The 19348-nt window shown below is 61.8% G+C and carries 16 protein-coding genes; 13 read left to right on the forward strand and 3 right to left on the reverse strand.

Features of this window, described 5'->3' with window-relative positions; genetic code table 11:
- The first annotated feature begins 176 nt into the window (after positions 1 to 176).
- The 4 genes from VEIS_RS03945 (at position 177) to VEIS_RS03960 (ending at position 5261) form a co-directional block, all read left to right on the forward strand.
- Complete coding sequence (locus VEIS_RS03945) at positions 177 to 2483, forward strand: NADP-dependent malic enzyme (protein ID WP_011808601.1); 2307 nt, start codon at positions 177 to 179, stop codon at positions 2481 to 2483.
- Positions 2484 to 2693: 210 nt separating this feature from the next.
- Positions 2694 to 4301 carry an NAD(P)/FAD-dependent oxidoreductase gene (locus VEIS_RS03950; protein ID WP_011808602.1) on the forward strand — a complete coding sequence of 536 codons (1608 nt, stop codon included), beginning with the start codon at positions 2694 to 2696 and terminating at the stop codon, positions 4299 to 4301.
- A 45-nt stretch (positions 4302 to 4346) separates the two neighbouring features.
- Positions 4347 to 4739, forward strand: coding sequence for a c-type cytochrome (locus VEIS_RS03955; RefSeq protein ID WP_232287838.1), 393 nt, complete (start codon positions 4347 to 4349; stop codon positions 4737 to 4739).
- 21 nt (positions 4740 to 4760) lie between these two features.
- A complete protein-coding gene (locus VEIS_RS03960) occupies positions 4761 to 5261 on the forward strand; it encodes a RidA family protein (protein ID WP_011808604.1) in 501 nt (166 codons plus the stop codon).
- Positions 5262 to 5435: 174 nt separating this feature from the next.
- On the opposite strand, the gene VEIS_RS03965 is transcribed toward VEIS_RS03960, so the two are convergent.
- Both VEIS_RS03965 and VEIS_RS29550 read right to left on the reverse strand, forming a co-directional pair.
- On the reverse strand, positions 5436 to 8207 hold the full coding sequence (locus tag VEIS_RS03965; RefSeq protein WP_232287839.1) for a DEAD/DEAH box helicase: 2772 nt from the start codon (positions 8205 to 8207) through the stop codon (positions 5436 to 5438).
- Positions 8208 to 8477: 270 nt separating this feature from the next.
- Positions 8478 to 8753, reverse strand: coding sequence for a hypothetical protein (locus VEIS_RS29550; protein ID WP_198138090.1), 276 nt, complete (start codon positions 8751 to 8753; stop codon positions 8478 to 8480).
- Between the two features lie 34 nt (positions 8754 to 8787).
- Between VEIS_RS29550 and VEIS_RS03970 the strand changes: the two genes are divergently transcribed.
- The 9 genes from VEIS_RS03970 to VEIS_RS04010 all read left to right on the forward strand — a co-directional run bounded on the left by VEIS_RS03970 (position 8788) and on the right by VEIS_RS04010 (position 18378).
- Positions 8788 to 10218 (forward strand): FAD-dependent oxidoreductase, encoded by a 1431-nt coding sequence (locus tag VEIS_RS03970; RefSeq protein ID WP_407830902.1) that lies wholly within the window; start codon positions 8788 to 8790, stop codon positions 10216 to 10218.
- Positions 10215 to 11189: an ABC transporter permease gene (locus VEIS_RS03975; protein ID WP_011808607.1), complete on the forward strand. Its 975-nt coding sequence runs from the start codon at positions 10215 to 10217 to the stop codon at positions 11187 to 11189. The genes VEIS_RS03970 and VEIS_RS03975 overlap by 4 nt, the downstream gene beginning before the upstream one ends.
- 65 nt (positions 11190 to 11254) lie before the next feature.
- Entirely contained in the window at positions 11255 to 12190 is a 936-nt protein-coding gene (locus tag VEIS_RS03980) for an ABC transporter permease (protein WP_049773812.1), read from the forward strand.
- On the forward strand, positions 12187 to 13206 hold the full coding sequence (locus VEIS_RS03985; RefSeq protein ID WP_011808609.1) for an ABC transporter ATP-binding protein: 1020 nt from the start codon (positions 12187 to 12189) through the stop codon (positions 13204 to 13206). Before VEIS_RS03980 ends, VEIS_RS03985 begins: the two co-directional genes overlap by 4 nt.
- A gap of 4 nt (positions 13207 to 13210) precedes the next feature.
- Positions 13211 to 14218: an ABC transporter ATP-binding protein gene (locus tag VEIS_RS03990; protein ID WP_041950510.1), complete on the forward strand. Its 1008-nt coding sequence runs from the start codon at positions 13211 to 13213 to the stop codon at positions 14216 to 14218.
- A gap of 95 nt (positions 14219 to 14313) precedes the next feature.
- Positions 14314 to 15882 carry an ABC transporter substrate-binding protein gene (locus tag VEIS_RS03995; RefSeq protein ID WP_041950511.1) on the forward strand — a complete coding sequence of 523 codons (1569 nt, stop codon included), beginning with the start codon at positions 14314 to 14316 and terminating at the stop codon, positions 15880 to 15882.
- A 23-nt stretch (positions 15883 to 15905) separates the two neighbouring features.
- The gene (locus VEIS_RS04000) at positions 15906 to 17258 is read left to right on the forward strand and encodes an acyl-CoA thioesterase/bile acid-CoA:amino acid N-acyltransferase family protein (RefSeq protein ID WP_011808612.1); all 1353 of its coding nucleotides are present in this window, start codon (positions 15906 to 15908) and stop codon (positions 17256 to 17258) included.
- Entirely contained in the window at positions 17255 to 17791 is a 537-nt protein-coding gene (locus VEIS_RS04005) for a CMD domain protein (protein ID WP_011808613.1), read from the forward strand. The genes VEIS_RS04000 and VEIS_RS04005 overlap by 4 nt, the downstream gene beginning before the upstream one ends.
- A complete protein-coding gene (locus VEIS_RS04010) occupies positions 17788 to 18378 on the forward strand; it encodes a peroxidase-related enzyme (protein ID WP_011808614.1) in 591 nt (196 codons plus the stop codon). Before VEIS_RS04005 ends, VEIS_RS04010 begins: the two co-directional genes overlap by 4 nt.
- A gap of 82 nt (positions 18379 to 18460) precedes the next feature.
- Here the strand turns inward: VEIS_RS04010 and VEIS_RS04015 are convergent, their stop codons facing one another.
- Complete coding sequence (locus VEIS_RS04015; RefSeq protein WP_011808615.1) at positions 18461 to 19348, reverse strand: ABC transporter permease; 888 nt, start codon at positions 19346 to 19348, stop codon at positions 18461 to 18463.

A 19348-nucleotide genomic window follows, 5' to 3' on the forward strand; every position in this document is an offset into this window, starting at 1 on the left:
ATGGCTGCGCCCGGCATCGGTGTCCAAGGGTGGCATGCGCCCTTTGAACGGCGCCGGGCAAGCATCGAATCAGCGAGCGCCCGTCGCGCCGGCTACGCATAAACAGCTATACCCGCCCCCTGCGCCATCGGGTACCCTTGTTTTTCACTCTGCCGAGGACTTCCAGGATTTACCGTATGACACAGAGCATTTCCCCCGCCGAGCAGGCACTGCGTGACGCTGCGCGTGAATACCATCGCAACCCCCGCCGAGGCAAGATTTCGGTCACTCCCACCAAGCCCCTGTCGAACCAGCGCGATCTGTCGCTGGCCTACTCGCCCGGCGTGGCCTACCCCTGCCTGGACATTGCCGCAGACCCGGCCCGGGCGTTCGATTACACCTCGCGCGGCAATCTGGTGGCCGTGATCACCAATGGCACGGCGGTGCTGGGTCTGGGCGACATCGGCCCGCTGGCCAGCAAGCCGGTGATGGAGGGCAAGGGCTGCCTGTTCCAGAAGTTTGCCGGCGTGGATGTGTTCGACATCGAACTGGCCGAGCGCGACCCGGACAAGCTGATCGAGATCATTGCGGCGCTGGAGCCTACGCTGGGTGGCATCAACCTGGAGGACATCAAGGCGCCCGAGTGCTTCTACATCGAGCGCGAACTGTCCCGGCGCATGAACATCCCGGTGTTCCACGACGACCAGCATGGAACGGCCATCATTTCCAGCGCCGCTTTGCTCAACGGCCTGGAACTGGTGGGCAAGGAGATCGGTTCGGTCAAGGTTGCCGTATCGGGCGCCGGCGCTGCGGCCATTGCCTGCGTGGGGGTGATGGTGGGCCTGGGGGTGAAGGCGCAAAACGTCTTCATGTGCGATTCCAAGGGCGTGATCTACGAAGACCGTCCCGGCGGCTACGATGAATCCAAGGCCCGCTACGCGCAACGAACCGATGCGCGCACGCTGGCCGACGCGGTCAACGGCGCCGATGTGTTCCTGGGCTGCTCGGCCCCGGGTGTGCTCACGGCCGAGATGGTCAAGACCATGGCGCCCCGGCCCATCATCCTGGCGCTGGCCAATCCGGAGCCCGAGATCCGCCCCGAACTGGCCCGGGCCATCCGCCCGGACTGCATCATCGCCACGGGCCGGTCGGACTACCCGAACCAGGTCAACAACGTGCTGTGCTTTCCCTATATCTTCCGTGGCGCGCTCGATTGCGGCGCGACCCGGATCACCGAGGCCATGAAGCTGGCCTGCGTGCGCCAGATCGCCGACCTGGCCAAGGCCGACATCAGTGAAGAGGTGGCCAGCGCCTACGCGGGCAAGGAGCTTGCCTTTGGCCCCGACTACCTGATACCGACGCCGTTCGACTCGCGCCTGATCCTGAAGATCGCGCCCGCCGTGGCCCAGGCGGCAGCCGATTCGGGCGTGGCCACGCGGCCCATCACCGACATGGAGGCTTACAAGGAGACCCTCACACGCTTCGTCTACCAGACCGGCATGTTGATGCGGCCGGTGATCAACGCGGCCAAGGCCCTGCCCGATGCGCAAAAGCGGGTCGCCTACGCCGACGGCGAGGACGAGCGCGCGTTGCGCGCGGCGCAGATGGCGCTCGACGACCGGATTGCGCTGCCGGTGCTGATCGGCCGGCCTGCGGTGATCGCCGCCCGCATCGACAAAGCCGGCCTGCGCATGCAGTTGGGCAAGGATGTGCAGGTCTGCAATCCGGAGGACGACCCACGCTTTCGCCAATATTGGGAGCATTACCACCAGCGCATGAAACGCGACGGCGCCACGCCCGAAATGGCCAAGGCGGCAGTGCGCCGCTCCAACACCATCATCGCCGCGCTGATGGTGGCGCTGGGCGACGCCGATGCGATGATCTGCGGCCTGGTGGGCACCTATGAAACGCATCTGGAGCGCATCCACAGCATCCTGGGCCGCCAGGAGGGCGTGAACGACTATGCCGCGCTCAACGCCCTGATGACCCAGCGTGGCACGCTCTTCATTGCCGACACCTACGTCAACGAAGACCCCACGGCGCAGCAGTTGGCGGACATTGCCTGGATGTCGGTGCAGGAGGTGCAGCGCTTTGGTCTGCCCCCGAAGGTGGCGTTCCTGTCGCACTCCAGCTATGGCTCTTCCCGGCGCGCATCGGCCAAAAAGATGCGCCTGGCGCGCGACCTGTTCGTGGCCGCCCATCCCGACATCGAATGCGACGGCGAACTGCACGGCGACGCTGCGCTCGAGCCCAAAATCCGCAGCGCCTATCTGGCGGACTCGACGCTGACCGATTCGGCCAACCTGCTGATCTGCCCGAACATCGATGCGGCCAACATCCTGTACAACGTGCTCAAAACCACCACCAGCGGCGGCGTGACCGTAGGCCCGATCCTGATGGGCGTCGCGGCCACGGCCTGCATCCTGACCCCGGCCGCCACCGTGCGCCGGGTGCTGAACATGACGGCACTGGCCGTTGCCAGCGCGGCTGCGCGTCCCCGGTAACGACCAGGGGCTTGGGGCGGGCATGGCATCCCGCACCGAAAGCCGCCGTTCGGGCCTCCAACCCCTCGGGAAATGCGCACGAAGGCAGACGGATGCGCAGTTTGGCCAGCGTCGTCGTTTGCCCGTGGGCCGATCACGCAGTCCGATCGATGGCATGGACTTTGCGACACCTGTTACACGCCAGTTCTCCAGGTATCGCGAGGCACCAACATGATGCAAATGCCGCCGAAATTTTCCAAACGCCAGCTTCTTCTTTCCATCGGAAAGACTGCCGGCGCAGCGACGATGTACCAGGCCATGACGGCCCTGGGGTTTGCGGCGGAATCCGATTACAAGGGCTCACCCCAGCTGACAGGTGCTCCCAAAGGAACCCGCGTTCTGGTTCTGGGAGGCGGCCTGGCGGGCATGACGGCGGCGTATGAATTGCGCAAAGCGGGTTATGCGGTCAGGATTCTCGAATACAACCCGAGAGCCGGCGGCCGCTGCTGGACGATCCGCGGCGGTGACGTTTATACGGAACTGGGCGGTGCCACGCAAAAATGCGCATTCGATCCCGGGCTCTATATCAATCCCGGGCCTTGGCGCATTCCCTATCACCACCATGCAGTCCTTGATTACTGCAAGAAGTTCGGTGTCAGACTCGAGCCGTTCATACAGGTGAACTACAATGCCCTGGTACATTCGACCAAGGCATTTGGCGGCAAGCCGCAAATATACCGTCATGTCCAGGCCGATTTTCAAGGCCATACGGCAGAACTGCTCGGCAAGGCGATCAATGCCGGGGCGCTCGATGAGCAATTCGTGCCGGAGGACAGGGAAAAACTGCTCGATGCGCTGACGCGCTGGGGTGGGCTGACGAAGGACAGGACCTATGGCCCATCGCTGCAGTCGAGTTTGTTCCGCGGGTTTGAGGTGGCGCCGGGTGGCGGACTGATGCCGGCGCAGAAATTCTCGACACCGATGGATTACAAGGAATTGATCGCTTCGGGGCTGTGGAAAAGAATTTCCGCCGGTCAGGATATCGAATTCCAAAGCAGCATTTTCCAGCCGGCAGGTGGCATGGACATGATCTCCAAGGCATTCGAACGCGAGGTGAAAACACTCATCCGCTACAACACGAAAATCGTCAAAATTCACCAGGACGACAAGAAAGTCCGGGTCACCTTCAAGAACAGCGACGGCACCGGACAGGAGCAGACCGAGACCGCCGACTGGTGTGTCTGCACCATACCGCTGTCGATCCTGAGCCAGATTCCGCTGACGGTCGGCCCTGCCATGCACGCTGCGATCAACGCCGTGCCATACGGGTCTTCGGTCAAGATCGGCCTGCAGTTCAAGCGCCGGTTTTGGGAGCAGGATGAGCAGATCTATGGCGGCATCAGTTATACCGACACGCCGATCCAGCGGATAGCCTATCCGAATTCGGACTATGGCAAACCCGGAAAAGGAGTTTTGCTGGGGGCTTATCTGTGGGAGGGCGTCAACGCTTACGAGTTTACCGCCATGTCCCCGGCACAACGGATTCGCAAGGCAGTGGAATATGGCAACCTGCTGCACGAACAATATGCCAGGGAGTTCGATAACGGCGTCGCCGTGGCTTGGCACCGGGTTCCCTGGGTCAACGGCTGCTATGGCCACTGGACCGATCCGATGCGTGAAAAGCATTACAACAACCTGTGCCAAATCGACAACCGCATCGTTCTTGCCGGTGAACATGCCTCCTTCATTCCGGCCTGGATGGAAGGCGCTGTGCTGTCGGCGCTGGATGCCACCGAACGCCTGCACCAAACGATTGTCGCCACCGCAAAAACGGCCTGAGGAGAATTTCATATGCCATACCCATCCATGCCACGTGCCATCACGGTGTTTTCCCTGGCCATTGGGCTGATGACTGCGGGTGTGATGGCCGCAGACCTGACGGCCCAAGAACCCCCACCTCTTTCTTCCGGGGCAAAGTTCGTGGCGCAAACGGGGCAGCAGCTCTATCAGACCAGTTGCCAGGGTTGCCACATGGCAGATGGCAAGGGGGCGCGTGGCGTCGGCCTTTATCCCGCCTTGGCCAACAACAGAAATCTGGCGGTGTCCGAGTTCCTCATCTTTGTCATCATGAATGGCAAGAGCGGCATGCCAGGTTTTCGTGACTACATGAGCGATGAGCAGATTGCCAATGTCGCCAACCATGTGCGCAGCAGCTTTGGCAATAACCATGGCCCGGATGTCACGGCAGGTTTCGTCAAAGACTTTTCATCCCGATAAACAACCGCCAGGAGTGTGTATATGATGCAGAAATCGTTTGCCGTTCTCGCCCTTGCAGGGCTGGTATTTGCCAGCAGTGCCCGTGCAGATGAGGTGATCCGCCATAAGATTCCGGGGTCGGATTTTCCGATCTCCCTGGCGATCGAGATTCCCCCGGGATCGACCGTGGTCAACCTGAGCGGTGCCGTCCCGGCTGTCATCGACCCCAAGGCCGACCCCAACAGCGTTGCCGCCTTTGGCGATACGCAAGCGCAGGTCGTCAGTGTGCTCAAAAGGATCGAGGGAACCCTGAAATCATTGAATCTGGGCATGTCCGATGTCATCAAGATGCAGGTTTTTCTGGTGAAAGACCCGGCGCTGGGAAAAGTGGATTTGGCCGGGCTGATGAAGGGATACAAACAATTTTTCGGCACGCCCGAGCAGCCCAATCTGCCAACGCGCTCGGCCTTTGAGATTGCCGGACTTGCCAATCCTGGCTGGCTTGTCGAGATCGAGGTCAGTGCGGTGCGGCCCAAAAAATAGATCTGAAAAATAAACCTGATTCCCCCGGTGCCGGCGACAGTTCCGGCAAAGGCGGGACGCCGTATCGGTGCCGGCCCATGCGGCATGGCATGGGTGCCGCACTGCCCCCCAAAGGCGCTCATACCGCAGCCGAAGGTACCCCGGTGAGCCTCGCCACCGCCGACCCAAGCTGGCTCACCCCGCCTTGGCCTCGCCGACCGCGCTGCCAATATCCAGCGCCACCAGGCGCAATAACTCGTCGTTGCTCAGCTCGGTCAACAGCGTTTCCCCGCCGCCTTCGATGATCTGGTTCGACAAACCCAGTTTGGCCTCGACCAAGGCGTCGATTCTCTCTTCCACGGTGCCACGGCAAACGAATTTGTGCACCAGCACATTTTTTTTCTGCCCGATGCGATAGGCGCGGTCGGTGGCCTGATTTTCCACCGCCGGGTTCCACCATCGATCGAAATGGACTACATGCGATGCGGCGGTCAGGTTCAGGCCGGTACCGCCCGCCTTGAGCGACAGCACGAAGAACGGCGGCCCCTGCTCGCGCTGGAAGGCATCCACCAGCGCTGCGCGCTCCTTGACCGCAGTGCCGCCGTGCAGCACCAGCCCCGGGCGGGCGAACACGCTTTGCAAAAATTGCACAAGTGGTGCCGTCATTTCCTGGAACTGGGTGAACACCAGCACTTTCTCCTGGCGCCCGGCGACCGCCTCGGCCAGTTCCCGCAAGCGGGCGAACTTGCCGCTGTCTGACGGCCCATACGCGCCGTCGCCCAGCCATTGCGAAGGATGGTTGCAAATCTGCTTGAAGCGCATCAGAAAGGCCAGAACCACGCCACGCCGCTCGATTCCCTCCAGCGTCTGCAATTGCCTGGCCAGCGCCTCGACCGACTTCTGGTACAGGCTCGCCTGTAGCCTGCTCAGCGAGCAGTAGGCTTTGACCTCGGTCTTGTCGGGCAGATCGGCAATCACCCGCTTGTCGCTTTTGAGGCGCCGCAGGATGTAGGGTTGCACCAGTTTGCGCAGCGGCGCGTAGTCGACATGCCCGTTTTTCGCCAGGCCGCCGACGAAGCGGGAGAAGGTGCTTGCCGAGCCGAGCAGCCCCGGGCAAACGAAGTCGAAGATCGACCACAGGTCGCCGAGCCGGTTCTCCACCGGCGTGCCGGTCAGCGCGATGCGCACGCGGCTCTTGAGTGTCTTGATCTTGCGGGTCTGCTGCGCGCCGGGGTTCTTGATCGCCTGCGCTTCGTCGAGCACGATCAGCGACCATTGAATGTCGCTCATCCAGGGCAAGCGTGTCACGGTGCCGTAGCTGGTCACGACAATGTCGACGCCCGCCAGCCGGTGTGCGGGCAATGCGGCCAATTCCTTCGACGGGATCACCGAAGGATGGGCGATCAGCCATTGCAGATGGGGAGCGAAGCGCTTGGCCTCGGCCTGCCAGTTGGCCAGCAGCGAAGCCGGCACGACCAGCAGATGCGGTTGCGGGTCATGCTCGCGCTTGGCCAGGCAAAACAGACCGAGCACCTGCAGCGTCTTGCCCAGCCCCATGTCGTCGGCCAGGCAGCCGCCCAGCCCCAGCCGGTGGAGCCACCACAGCCAATGCACCCCCTTGCGCTGATAAGGCCGCAGTTGGGCCTGGAGTTCCGGCTGTGGATCGGATCGATCGGCGGCCTCGACGGCCTGACCCGGGTCGCGCAGTTGCGCCAGCGTGTGGCTCAACCAATCGCCCGCCACCACGCCAGACCACTCGGCCGTGGTTTGCGCCAGCGCCTCAGCCGCCTTGTCGTCGAGCGTCACGCCCGAGAGCATGCGCATTCCGTCGGCCCAGGAAACACCGTCCTTGGCCGAGCGCTGCACCTTCTTCCAATGGGCCAGCACGGCGTCGAGCTTCTCGCGGTCGACCTCGACCCAGCGCCCCTTGAGCCGGATCAGACCATCGCCGGCCGCATCCAATTGCGCGCGTTCTTCTTCGGACAGTGGCTCGCCGCCGAGCGTCAGTTCGACCCTGAAGTCGAGCAGCGTATCCAGGCCCAGGCCCGCCGCCTTGTGCCCCAGGCTCACCTGGACTTGCGGCCGGGTCGGGTGCCGGGGCTGCCACCAATCGGGGATGCGCACCACGAGTCCGCTGGCCTCGAACATCGGCACGTTGCGCAGAAACTGGTGCGCATCGCGGGGCGTCCAGGCCTGCGGATGAAAGACCTTGCCCGCATCGACCATGGCCTTGAGCCACGGGCTTTGCTCGGCCGCCCTGTGCACCGGCAAGAGCAGCCGCAGCAGGCCGGCGTGGTCATTGGCCGCGCCATAGCTGGCCAGCGCCCGCCCCAAAGGCACATGCTGCACGCGGGCGTCCCGGGACACATGGCTCGCGCAGGTGGCGAGAAAGGCAAACGGGGCCTGCTCATCGCGCTTGTTCTCTGCCAGGTGAAAGCAGACCCGGCCGACCAGGCTCCAGCTCGGATGCCTGCTTTGCAGCCAGGCATCGACGTCACCGGCGCTGGCCGCGATGTCCTCGCGCACTGCCGCGTGCAGATCCGACCACCAGGCCTCGAGCACCGCGCCGTCGAGGTACTCCGCCCCGGTCATCGGCGGCACCGCAGCGGCCCATTCCTCGAACTCGGCGCTCGGCGCCGGCAGCCAGACGCTGGCCCATTGCTCGGCCAACGCGGCAACGCCCGTGAACCGCGTCATGAACAAATGTGCGAACTCGCGCCCGAAGGCGAGCGACGGGGCAAGAACGCTGCCCAGTTCCGCCGCGCCCAATTGCAGCAAGCCATGCGCACCGCTGCGCCCGAAGGCGTTGACGATGCGCGCGGCGACACCGGCGACCGGAGCGTCGACAGCGCCTGGCGCACTCTCCAGATAAACCTTGCCCGCCGGTGAGATGGCAAGGTCAAAGACCCGGCCAGTCAGAGCGGCCCGACTTTCAGCCCCGGCCGTCAATCCTTCGGGAGCCGGCATGTGAGTGTCTTGTGGCACAGTTGCTGCTGCAGGGACTGCGGGGTCGTCTGAAAGTCTCATGGTGTCGATGCGCAAACGCACTGTCACCGGGTGGCGGCAAGCGTTTCGTGTCGTTGGCGCCGATCATTATGCGGGAGATGCGCAGACGGACGCCAATGCGGGCATGAGGCGACTTGGCCTGGGCGCGGATCGTGCATGAAAATGGCGCACGATGGTGCGCCACTAGAGTTTATGGAGTCTGTTTGATACGGCGCTGGCGACGGCCAATGTTCAAAAGAGATCTGATATGCCGCGATGCCTTTCGGAAAACCGGTCGGCAGCCTGGTGCAGGCGCTGATTGCAGACATCGAAATGGCGGCACGGGATACCCTTCATGGTTTCGTCAAACGCGATGCGCGCGCCCATGACGATTTGCCGCAGCAGTAAAAGCATCATTGATTGAAGCAGAAAATGCAAAAGACATTTCATATTCAGCCGACCGGAAAGGGCATTCGCCGTGCTTGATGCATCATCCCATACCGCATGCAATCGCACATCGAGTGACACCCCGAATTCCGCGCCGACGACGGCCCTGGCCGCCTTGGAGGCGCGCTTTCAGCAGGATCTGGCCTGGCTGGAATTGCCGGCCAAACCCTGGGTGCCGCCCAAGATCGTGAATGGTCGGGCCGTGCTCGACGTTGCCGTCATCGGTGGCGGGCAGGCCGGCATGGCCGCCGCAGCATCCTTGTTGCACCTCGGCATCGATGCGGTCATTTACGACCAGTCCCCGGCCGGCTTTGAAGGTCCATGGGCTACCACTGCGCGCATGGAAACCCTGCGTTCACCGAAGAAGCTGACGGGTCCGGCGCTGGGTTTCGCTGCGCTGACTTTCCGCGCCTGGTTCGAGGCGCAATTCGGGCTGCAAGCCTGGGAAGCACTCGACAAGATTCCGCGTCTGCAATGGATGGATTACCTGCGCTGGTATCGCAAAGTGCTGGCGCTGGATATTCGCAACGATCATCGCATCGATGCCATTTTGCCGCGCGCCGATGGCGTCGTGGAACTGCATATCGGTGCGCCGGCAGGCCGGTCGGTGGTGCTGGCGCGCCGTGTCGTACTGGCGACCGGCCGCGACGGTCTTGGCGGCGCCTATTTGCCGCCGCTGGCGCAGAATCTGCCGCAGGCATGGTGGGCGCATTCCTGCGATGACATGGACTACGGCAAACTGGCCGGCAAGCGTGTCGGCGTGATCGGCGCCGGCGCATCGGCCATGGACAGTGCGGCGACAGCGCTGGAGGCGGGCGCTGAACGTGTCGATCTGCTGATCCGCCGCGCACAATTTCCACGCATCAACAAGGGCAAGGGCGCAGGCAACCCGGGGCTGACCAACGGCCATGTCGATCTGCCGGACGAATGGAAATGGCGCATTCGGCATTACATCAACGTGCAGCAGACACCGCCGCCAAGTGGCAGCGTTCAGCGCGTAGCGAAATTTGCCAATGCGCGTTTCCTTTTCGGCGCCGCCATCGACAAAGTGGATGTCGTCGACGACAGTCTGCGCGTGACCACGCCGCGCGGCCTGTTCGAGTTCGATTTTCTGATCTTTTCCACCGGTTTTCGTATCGACTGGAGCGCGCGTCCGGAATTTGCCGCCATCGCGCCGCACATCCGCAATTGGCGTGCGCGCTACATGCCGCCCATTGGCGACGAAGATATGGAACTATCGGATTCGCCCGACTTGGGCGCAGCGTTCGAGTTTCAGCAAAAGCACCCCGGCGGCTTGCCCGGACTGGAGCGCGTGCATTGCTTTTGCTATCCGGCAGCCTTGGCCCATGGCACGGTGTCGGGTGACATTCCGGCGCTCAGCGACGGTGCCCGGCGGCTGGCGCAGGGTATTGCCTCCTTGCTGTATTGCGAAGATGTCGGGATGCATTACAAGAATATCCAGGCTTACGCTGAACCGGAACTGGCGGGTGACGAATGGACACCATCGGAACCGACGGAACGGGAACGCCAGGGGGCCAGCCGATGAGCGGTGCCATTTTGCGCAGCGTTTTGCAGGCGCTGGCAGTGCTGCTGGCGATGACGGTGATCGTCTTTTTCGGCCTGCACATGATTGGCAACCCGGTCGACATTCTCATTGGCCAGGATGTCGATCAAATCGATCGTTTGCGCATCATCGGGGAGCTTGGCCTGGATCAGCCGATCTGGCGGCAATATCTGGCCTTCCTCGACGGCGCGCTGCACGGTAATCTCGGCAACAGCTTCGTTTATAACGAGCCAGCCATCAAACTGATCTTCCAACGCTTGCCGGCGACGCTGGAACTGGCTTTTGCCGCGCTGATCCTGGCAGTGCTGATCGGTATTCCGCTGGGCTTGTTCGCGGGCTTGTTTCCGGAGAGCATTTTCTCGCGCATCGTCATGACCGGCAGCATCCTCGGTTTTTCGCTGCCGACATTCTGGATCGGTCTGATGCTGATCATGACCTTCAGCGTCTCACTGGGCTGGTTGCCTTCGGGAGGACGAGGGCAAACGGCGGGGCTGTTCGGCGTGCAGTGGTCGTGGCTGACGGCGGATGGTTTGCGCCACCTCATCTTGCCGGCGCTGAATCTGTCGCTGTTCAAGATCTCGCTGGTGATTCGCCTGACGCGCGCCAATGTACGCGAGGTGCTGCCGATGGACTTCGTCAAGTTTGCCCGCGCCAAAGGCCTGGCGCCGCTGCGTGTGGTGCTGATGTATGTATTGCGCAATACATTGATTCCGCTGGTGACCATCGTCGGCTTGGAACTGGGTTCGACGATTGCCTTTGCTGTCGTGACCGAAAGCATTTTCGCCTGGCCCGGTTCCGGGAAATTGATTCTCGACAGCATCAATGCGCTCGATCGCCCGGTGATCGTGGCGTACATGATGGTGATCGTTTGCTTGTTCGTGGCCTTGAATCTGATGGTCGATGTTCTGTATAAACTGCTGGACCCGCGCGTGCGGGTGGAGGTCAAAGCATGAGCGGGATCTCACCGGCGAATGCAACTCCGAACGCAGCGCTGCCTTCCACGCCAGGTTCGACACCGATGACGCAGCAGGAAGTGCGCGCCAAGGTGGCGGCGCTGTCGGCATTCCAGACGCCGCGCCGCGAATCGCCCTGGCGGCGCGTGGCGCGCGACTTCCTGGCATCGAAAACCGCCATATTCGGTCTCGCTGTCGCGGCACTGCTGATGGTCGCCGCATTGACCGCGCCGTGGCTGACGCCGCAAAATCCTTACGACCTGATGCAGTTGGATGTGCTCGACGCGCGCCTGCCGCCCGGCAGCGCCAATGGTCTTGGCACTTACAGATACTGGCTCGGCACGGACGGGCAGGGGCGTGATCTGTACTCCGGCATTTTGTATGGCTTGCGCATCAGCGTCGGAATCGGTGTCGGTTCAGCCTTGCTGGCGGGTGTGATCGGCACCCTGGCCGGTTTGCTGGCAGCGTATCTCGGCGGCAAGGCCGATGCGCTGCTGATGCGCCTGGCCGATCTGGTGCTGTCGTTTCCGGCCATTTTGGTATCGATGCTGATTCTGGCCTATCTGGGCAAGGGTATTTTCAACGTCATGGCGGCGCTGGTCGTGCTGGAGTGGGCCTATTACGCGCGCACTGCGCGCGGCCAGGCGCTGGTGGAGCGGCACAAGGAATATGTCGAAGCCGCGCGTGGTCTGGGCGTATCCGGCTGGCGCATCATGGTGCGTCATATTCTGCCAAACTGTCTGCCGCCGCTGATCGTCATCGGCACCTTGCAGATTGCGCGAGCGATCACGCTGGAGGCAACGCTGAGTTTTCTCGGGCTCGGCGTGCCGATTACCGAGCCGTCGCTGGGTCTGCTGATTGCCAATGGCTATCAGTACATGCTGTCCGGTGAATACTGGATCAGTTTTTACCCCGGCATTGCGTTGCTGGTGGTCATCGTCGCCATCAATCTGGTCGGTGATCGGCTGCGCGATGTCATGAACCCGAGGTGGCAAAGATGAGTGCGCCGGCGCCCGTGCCCACACTTGAAGTGCGCCATTTGCGCACCCACTTTTTCACGCCCGCAGGCGTGTTGCCGGCGGTCGATGACCTGTCGCTGACGCTGGAGCGCGGCCGCATTCTCGGTCTGGTGGGCGAATCAGGGTCGGGCAAGACCGTGACCGGCTTCTCGATTCTCGGTTTGCTGGATGCGCCGGGCCGCATTGTCGGCGGGCAAATTCTGTTCCGGGGACAAGATCTGGTGACGCTGGACAAAAAGGCGCTGCGCAGTCTGCAGGGCCATCGCATCGCGATGATTTTCCAGGATCCGATGATGACCCTGAACCCGGTCCTGCGTGTTCAAGCGCAGATGATCGACGCCGTGCTCGCGCATGACAAGGTCAGCCGCGACCAGGCGCGCCAGCGGGCCTGCGACACGCTGGGCATGATGGGTATCGCCAGTCCGCAAGAGCGCCTGCGTGCTTATCCGCACCAACTGTCGGGCGGCATGCGCCAGCGCGTGGCGATTGCCATCGCCTTGCTGCACAAGCCGGATCTGATCATCGCCGATGAACCGACTACGGCGCTGGACGTGACGATACAGGCGCAGATCCTGTCAGAGGTGCAAAAGCTGGCGCGCCAGCACGGTACCGCGCTGATCTGGATTACGCACGATCTGTCGGTGGTGGCGGGCTTGGCCGATGACATCGCCGTGATGTATTGCGGCCGTATCGTCGAACAGGGCAAAGTATCGGCTGTGCTCGACCAGCCGCTGCATCCCTACACGCAAGGCCTGATCGGCAGCTTGCCGAGCAATAACCGCCGTGGTCAGCGCTTGTGCCAGATTCCCGGTTTGACACCGAATCTGCTGCATCTGCCGCCAACCTGCGCATTTGCTGCGCGCTGCGAGCGCGTCAGCGAACAATGCCTGGCGCGCCCGGAGACCACAGAGCCGCTGAACGCGCATTTCGTGCGCTGTTTCCATCCGGCAGCCCCGCCCGGTGCAGGCCATGCGATGGAGTTGCATCATGGTGGATGAGGCCATGGATAAAGACAGGGTGATGCCGCTGGTGGAAGTGCGCAACGTCGGCAAGCGATTTGGCGAACGCAGGCCGCGGCCGCTGGAGCGGCAACTGATTGCGCGCGGCTGGATGCGTCCGGCGGCCGTGACGCAGGCGCTCGATGCCGTCGATTTGCACGTCATGCCCGGTGAAGTGATCGGCTTGGTGGGCGAATCCGGCTGCGGCAAATCGACCTTGGGCCGGATTGTCAGCGGCTTGCTGGCGCCATCTTCCGGGCAAGTTTTGCTCGATGGCACCGACCGCAGCACGCTCAGTGCGCGGCAAGTGCACGCGGCGCGGCGCAAGGTGCAGATGATTTTTCAAAATCCGTATGCCAGTCTGAATCCGCGTCTGCGCGTCGACGAAATCGTCGGCGAAGCTGCGCTGATCCACGGCATGACCGACAAGGCCGGACTCGACGACTACGTCAGCGCGCAACTGCTGCGTGCCGGGCTCGACCCGCAACTGCGCGATCGCTATCCGCATCAGTTCAGTGGTGGCCAACGCCAGCGGATCGGCATCGCCCGCGCGCTGGCCGTGCAGCCGCAGATGCTGGTGGCCGACGAGGCCGTGGCGGCGCTGGATGTGTCGATTCAGGCGCAAATCCTGAACCTGTTCAGCGATTTGCGCGAACAATTGGGCCTGACGTATCTCTTCATCAGCCATGACCTTGGCGTGGTAGAGCATGTGTCGGATCGCGTGCTCATCATGTATCTCGGCCGCATCGTCGAGAGCGCTGCCGTCGCGGGCTTGTTTGCGCAGCCCAATCATCCGTACACCCGGGCATTGCTGGCGGACGTGCCGCGACTGCATGTGCGCAACAAATCGTTTACGGCCATCGAGGGCGAGATTCCGAGTCCATTGAATCCGCCGCCGGGTTGCCACTTCAATCCGCGCTGTCCGCATGCAATGCCGCGTTGCCGCCAGCAGACGCCGGCGCTGAAGGAAATTGCGCCAGGGCACCTGAGCGCCTGTCATCTGAACGATTAGATGGGAACGATCGAATGGGAACGACCTGTGGTGTCTTGCCGCAAGCAGCATCGCCATACCTTATTTTTTGCCCACCACGACCGAGGATGATGAACATGAAGAAAACGCTTCTTTCCAGTTTGATGGCGGCTGCGCTACTGGGCGCCGCCTGCGCTGGCGCACAAACGCTGAACATCGCTTTTGCCGATCCGCTGTCGTCGCTGGATCCGCAATTGAACAACCATGCCGGCGACCGTTCCGTGAACCTGCATTTCTGGGATTTGCTGGTTGAAAACAACTACAACAGGCTGCAACCGGGTTTGGCGGTCAGTTGGGAAAACATCGATGCCAAGACCTGGGAGTTCAAACTGCGTCCTGGCGTCAAGTGGCAGGACGGCAAACCATTTGCTGCCGAGGACGTGATCTTCTCGTATCAACGCGCACGCAACGTGCCGGGCAGCGTGGCGACATTCGCCGGTTATCTACGCACGGTGGAATCGGTGACTGCCAAGGATCCGCTGACACTGATCATCAAAACCAACATCGCCAATCCCGACCTGCCGCTGAATCTGGCGTCGGTGCATATCATCAGCAAGCATGTCGGTGAAAAATCGCAGACTGAAAACTACAACAGTGGCGCCGCGATGGTCGGTAGCGGCCCTTACAAATACATTTCCTACACGCCGGGCGACCGCATCGTCATGGAACGCAGCCACGACTACTGGGGCCCGAAGCAGATCTGGGAAAAGGTCAACTACCGCTACATCAACAACGCCGCTGCGCGCACTGCCGCCTTGCTGTCCGGCGATGTCGATGTGATCGACAAGGTGTCTGCGTCCGATCTGGCCAGACTCAAGCAATCGCCGAACGTCAAGGTGTTCCAGTACAACGGCCTGCGCGTCATGCTGCTGCAGCCGACTTTCCACGAAGGTCCAAGCCCGTACATCACCGACAATAACGGCAAGCAACTCGACAATAACCCGCTGCTCGACGTGCGCGTGCGCCGGGCCTTGTCGCTGGCGATCAACCGCAAGGCGCTGATCGATCGCATTTTGCAAGGTGCTGCGACCGAAGCCAATCAATGGATGCCGGCCGACACCTTCGGCTATAACCCGGAGATCAAGAACATTCCCAACGACGTGAACCAGGCCAAGACATTGCTGGCGCAAGCCGGTTACCCGCAAGGCTTCAAACTGACGATTCATGTGCCGAACGACCGCTATCCGCAGGCACCGGAAATCATGCAAGCCGTGGCGCAATTCTGGACACGTATCGGCGTAAAAACGCAGGTGGAAGTCCTGCCATGGGCTTCGTATTCGGCGCGCGCCAAAAAGAATGAATTTGCCGTCAGCGTGCTGGCATGGGGCAACGGCACCGGCGAAGCCAGCTATGCGTTGGTGAATGTGCTGGCAACGGTCGACGCCAAGAAGGGCCTGGGCGCTTCCAACTGGAATTACTACAGCAACCCGGCCATCGACAAGGCATTGGCCGATTCGACCGCCGAGTTCGACGTCGCCAGGCGTGAGGCGATTTTGCGCAATGCTGCCAATATCGTTTCCGACGATGTCGGCGTGATCCCGCTGTATCACTACCAAAACATCTGGGCAGCCAGGAAGGGCTTGAAAGTGACGCCGGCCAGCAGTGATCGCACCACGGCGATGATGGTCACGCAGGACAAGCAGTAATTGGCGATCGGGAAATCAACGGCATGTCTGCGCTGAACATTACCGTCACCCCCGCCGATGGCCTGATCGACAGGCCGCGTCGCATCATTGTCACCGGCGCGGCGCCGGGTGAACCGGTGCAATTATCTAGCCGCACACTGCGCGCTGGCGTGGCGTGGCAAAGCAGTGCGCGCTTCATCGCCAATGCGACGGGTCATGTCGATCTGTCGCTGGCGCCAGCGGTCGATGGCAGCTATTCGGGTATTTCGGCCATGGGCTTGTTGTGGTCACAAAAGCCGGAGCAGGAGGGCCGGCGGGAACTATTCCACCACGACGTGCAGCAGCCGCTGGTGACGACTTTGCATGCCCATGCCATGAATGGCAATGCCGTAGCCGACGCTGTCCTGGTGCAGCGCCTGTGCGCCGACGGCGTGACACGCAGGGAAATACGCGAGCAGGGGCTGGTCGGAACATTGTTTTTGCCGCCGGCATCCACAGAAACAGGGGCAGATCAGGATTCGTACCCGGCCGTGATGATTCTCAACGGCTCGGGCGGGGGTATCAACGAGCCGCGTGCGGCTTTGTATGCCTCGCATGGTTATGCCGCTTTTGCCTTGGCGTATTTCAAGGCGCCGGGACTGTCCGATTACATCTCCAATACACCGTTGGAGTATTTTGAAAAAGGCTTGGACTGGCTGCGGACAACCGTCGCGCCGCTGAACGATTTCGTCGCCCTCAGCGGTCAATCGCGCGGCGGTGAACTGGTCTTGCTGCTGGGGGCGATTTTTCCGGAAAAGGTATCGGCCGTGTTGGCTTATGTGCCGAGTGCATTGGTGCACAGCGGGCAGAGCGCCTGCGATCCCGCGATCGGACGGGAGGGGCCGACCTGGCTGCTCAACGGCAAGCCGCTGACGCACCAGTGGGAAAACAATCGTCATGCCAGTTGGGCGCCATTTGACGAAGGCGCACCGCCACAGCGTAATGCATTGGCAATGCTGACTGCTTTGCAGGACAAGGAAGCCGTCGCCAAGGCGCGCATTCCGGTGGAGAAAATCCAGGCGCCGGTATTGCTCTTTTCCGCGACCGACGACGGTTCCTGGCCGTCGAGCGTATACGCAAAGATGGTCAATGACAAACTGAAAGAGGTTGCCCATCCATATGCCGTGGAGTGGCACGACTATCGGGATGCCGGTCACGCGATTTTGTTTCCGTATGTGCCGACCACGCAGATCAGCTACGCCCATCCGGTCTCCCAACGCATCCATACCGGCGGCGGCACGCCCGCTGCCAACGCACAGGCCGACCACCACGCCTGGCAGCACGCGCAGCAATTTTTAAAGAATGCGATTGCGGCAATTCAGGGACGGGCAATTTTCATGCGAAAGGAAGTTTCATGACGACGCCAATGGAATACGACATCGATGACGATGTCATCGACAAACTGGCTGGCCTGCCGGCCGGCAGCCATCTCCATGCATTGCGCCACCAGCGCGAAAAAGTTGCCGTCGCCTCGCAAGGCAGTTACGACAGCTTGTTCGACCCGGCATTGGAAGGCATTGGTCTCGACGAGCGTTTGCTGGTTGCGCTGTACGCCTGCCGCCTGGCCGGCGCCCAAGATGTCGCCGCGCATTACCGCGCGCGTCTGTATGCCCTGCCTGCCGATGCTGCGCAAATCGCCGTCGCTGCCGATGGTGCGCCGGAACGATTGCCGGAAGGTCGTTTGCGCGCCATGCTGGCGTTTGCGCGCGCGTTGACCGAGCGTCCGATCGAAGGCAACGAAGCGGTCCTGCACACGCTGCCTGCCGCAGGCATCAGCACACCGGCCGTGGTGGCTTTGGCGCAACTGATCGCCTTCGTCTCTTATCAGCTCCGTGTCGTTGCCGGTCTGAAGGCGATGAAATCGGCAAGCAACCAAGCGGGAACAGCATGAGCTCCATCATCAAATCACATGGTTTCACCAACGAAGTACTGCAATGGCACGCCTGGCTCGATGTCATCGATCTCGACCAGGCCAGCGAAGATCAGATCAAGGTTCTGGAGGAAAGCCACCCCAAGGCCAAGACCTCGGACTATTACCTGTTCCTCGGCCATCAGCCGGAAATACTGCGCCAGCGCTCTGCCGCCTTCAACGCCATCATGTACGCTCCGGGCGGTATGTCGCGCGCCGAGCGCGAACTCGGCTCGATGCTCGTCTCGCGCGTCAATGGCTGCGTTTATTGTGCGTCGGTCCATGCCCAGCGTTTCGAGCAGTTGACCAAGCGCAACGACACCGTGCAACAGGTCTTCGATGATCCGTACACGGCCGGCGCCGACGCGCGCGAGAAAGCCATCGCGCAGTTTGCCATCGCACTGACCAAGGCGCCGAACGACATCGGCGCCACGAATATCCAGGCGCTGAAAGATGCCGGTCTGAGCGAGCAGGAGATTCTCGATCTGATTCACTCCGTTGCCATTTTCGCCTGGGCCAATCGTCTGATGCTCAATCTGGGAGAGCCGGTTTTCCCGGCAACGGAATGAATTCGTCAGACCGCACGACGGGAAAAACATGCCGGGCAATGCCTGGTGCCCGGCGTGTTTGCCATGCGAGGCTGTCAGGCGTTCACGGCACTCCGAAGTCTGACGCTACCGTGGACCTTTTGGCCGGAAGGGCTTTCGTTGCCATGCCTTCGCGGTAGGCTGCTGCCTGTTCTGCGGCGCGTTTGCGCTCTTGGCGCAGCATCCACAGGCTGCCGGCAAGCACGGCCACGGAAACGACGGCCACGGTGAGGGTTGCCACCACATTGATGGTCGGGTTCAAGCCCAAACGGGCTCTGGACAATATGACGATGGGCAAAGTCGTCGAACCCGGACCGGACAAAAATGCGGTCAATACCACGTCATCCAGGGAAATCGTGAAAGTCAGCAGCCAGGAAGACAGCAGCGACTGCGCAATCATCGGTAAAGTCACCAGGGTGAACACCTGAAAGGGGCGGCAGCCCAAATCCATGGCGGCTTCTTCCAGCGATTTGTCCATTTCCGTCAGGCGCGACTGGATCACCACGGCGGCATAGGCCATGCCCACCGAGGTGTGGCCCGCCCAGATGGTAAAGAGGCCGCGCTCTGGCAGGCCGAACATGCGTTCGCACATCACGAAGAACAGCAGCAGCGATACGCCGGTGATCACCTCCGGCACCACCAGCGGCGCGTTGATGTGCGCGATGAAGGCGGTGCGACCCCGGAATTTCTTGTACTTGACCATGGCAAACGCCGCCAGCATGCCCAGAAGCACCGAGCTCGTGGCAGACAGCAGCGCAATTTTCAGCGAGAGTTTGAGCCCGTCGATGACTTCGGTGTCGCTGGCGACCAGGTCGTACCACTTGAGCGTGAAACCGCCCCATAGCGCCACCATCTTCGAGTCATTGAAGGAGAAAACGATCAGGGTGAAGATGGGCAGGTACAAAAACAGGTAACCCAGCGAAAGCCATATTTTCCCGATGCGGCTACCCAT

Source organism: Verminephrobacter eiseniae EF01-2, from assembly GCF_000015565.1.
Classification (GTDB): domain Bacteria; phylum Pseudomonadota; class Gammaproteobacteria; order Burkholderiales; family Burkholderiaceae_C; genus Acidovorax; species Acidovorax eiseniae.

Excerpts from the sequence above, each read along its gene's own strand:
- VEIS_RS03950 (WP_011808602.1), top strand. The coding sequence starts at position 2,694 with ATGATGCAAATGCCGCCGAAATTTTCCAAACGCCAGCTTCTTCTTTCC.
- VEIS_RS03995 (WP_041950511.1), top strand. The coding sequence starts at position 14,314 with ATGAAGAAAACGCTTCTTTCCAGTTTGATGGCGGCTGCGCTACTGGGC.
- VEIS_RS04000 (WP_011808612.1), top strand. The coding sequence starts at position 15,906 with ATGTCTGCGCTGAACATTACCGTCACCCCCGCCGATGGCCTGATCGAC.
- VEIS_RS04005 (WP_011808613.1), top strand. The coding sequence starts at position 17,255 with ATGACGACGCCAATGGAATACGACATCGATGACGATGTCATCGACAAA.
- VEIS_RS03980 (WP_049773812.1), top strand. The coding sequence starts at position 11,255 with ATGACGCAGCAGGAAGTGCGCGCCAAGGTGGCGGCGCTGTCGGCATTC.
- VEIS_RS04010 (WP_011808614.1), top strand. The coding sequence starts at position 17,788 with ATGAGCTCCATCATCAAATCACATGGTTTCACCAACGAAGTACTGCAA.
- VEIS_RS03945 (WP_011808601.1), top strand. The coding sequence starts at position 177 with ATGACACAGAGCATTTCCCCCGCCGAGCAGGCACTGCGTGACGCTGCG.
- VEIS_RS03990 (WP_041950510.1), top strand. The coding sequence starts at position 13,211 with ATGGATAAAGACAGGGTGATGCCGCTGGTGGAAGTGCGCAACGTCGGC.
- VEIS_RS04015 (WP_011808615.1), bottom strand. The coding sequence starts at position 19,348 with ATGGGTAGCCGCATCGGGAAAATATGGCTTTCGCTGGGTTACCTGTTT.
- VEIS_RS03965 (WP_232287839.1), bottom strand. The coding sequence starts at position 8,207 with ATGCCGGCTCCCGAAGGATTGACGGCCGGGGCTGAAAGTCGGGCCGCT.
- VEIS_RS03975 (WP_011808607.1), top strand. The coding sequence starts at position 10,215 with ATGAGCGGTGCCATTTTGCGCAGCGTTTTGCAGGCGCTGGCAGTGCTG.
- VEIS_RS03960 (WP_011808604.1), top strand. The coding sequence starts at position 4,761 with ATGATGCAGAAATCGTTTGCCGTTCTCGCCCTTGCAGGGCTGGTATTT.
- VEIS_RS03985 (WP_011808609.1), top strand. The coding sequence starts at position 12,187 with ATGAGTGCGCCGGCGCCCGTGCCCACACTTGAAGTGCGCCATTTGCGC.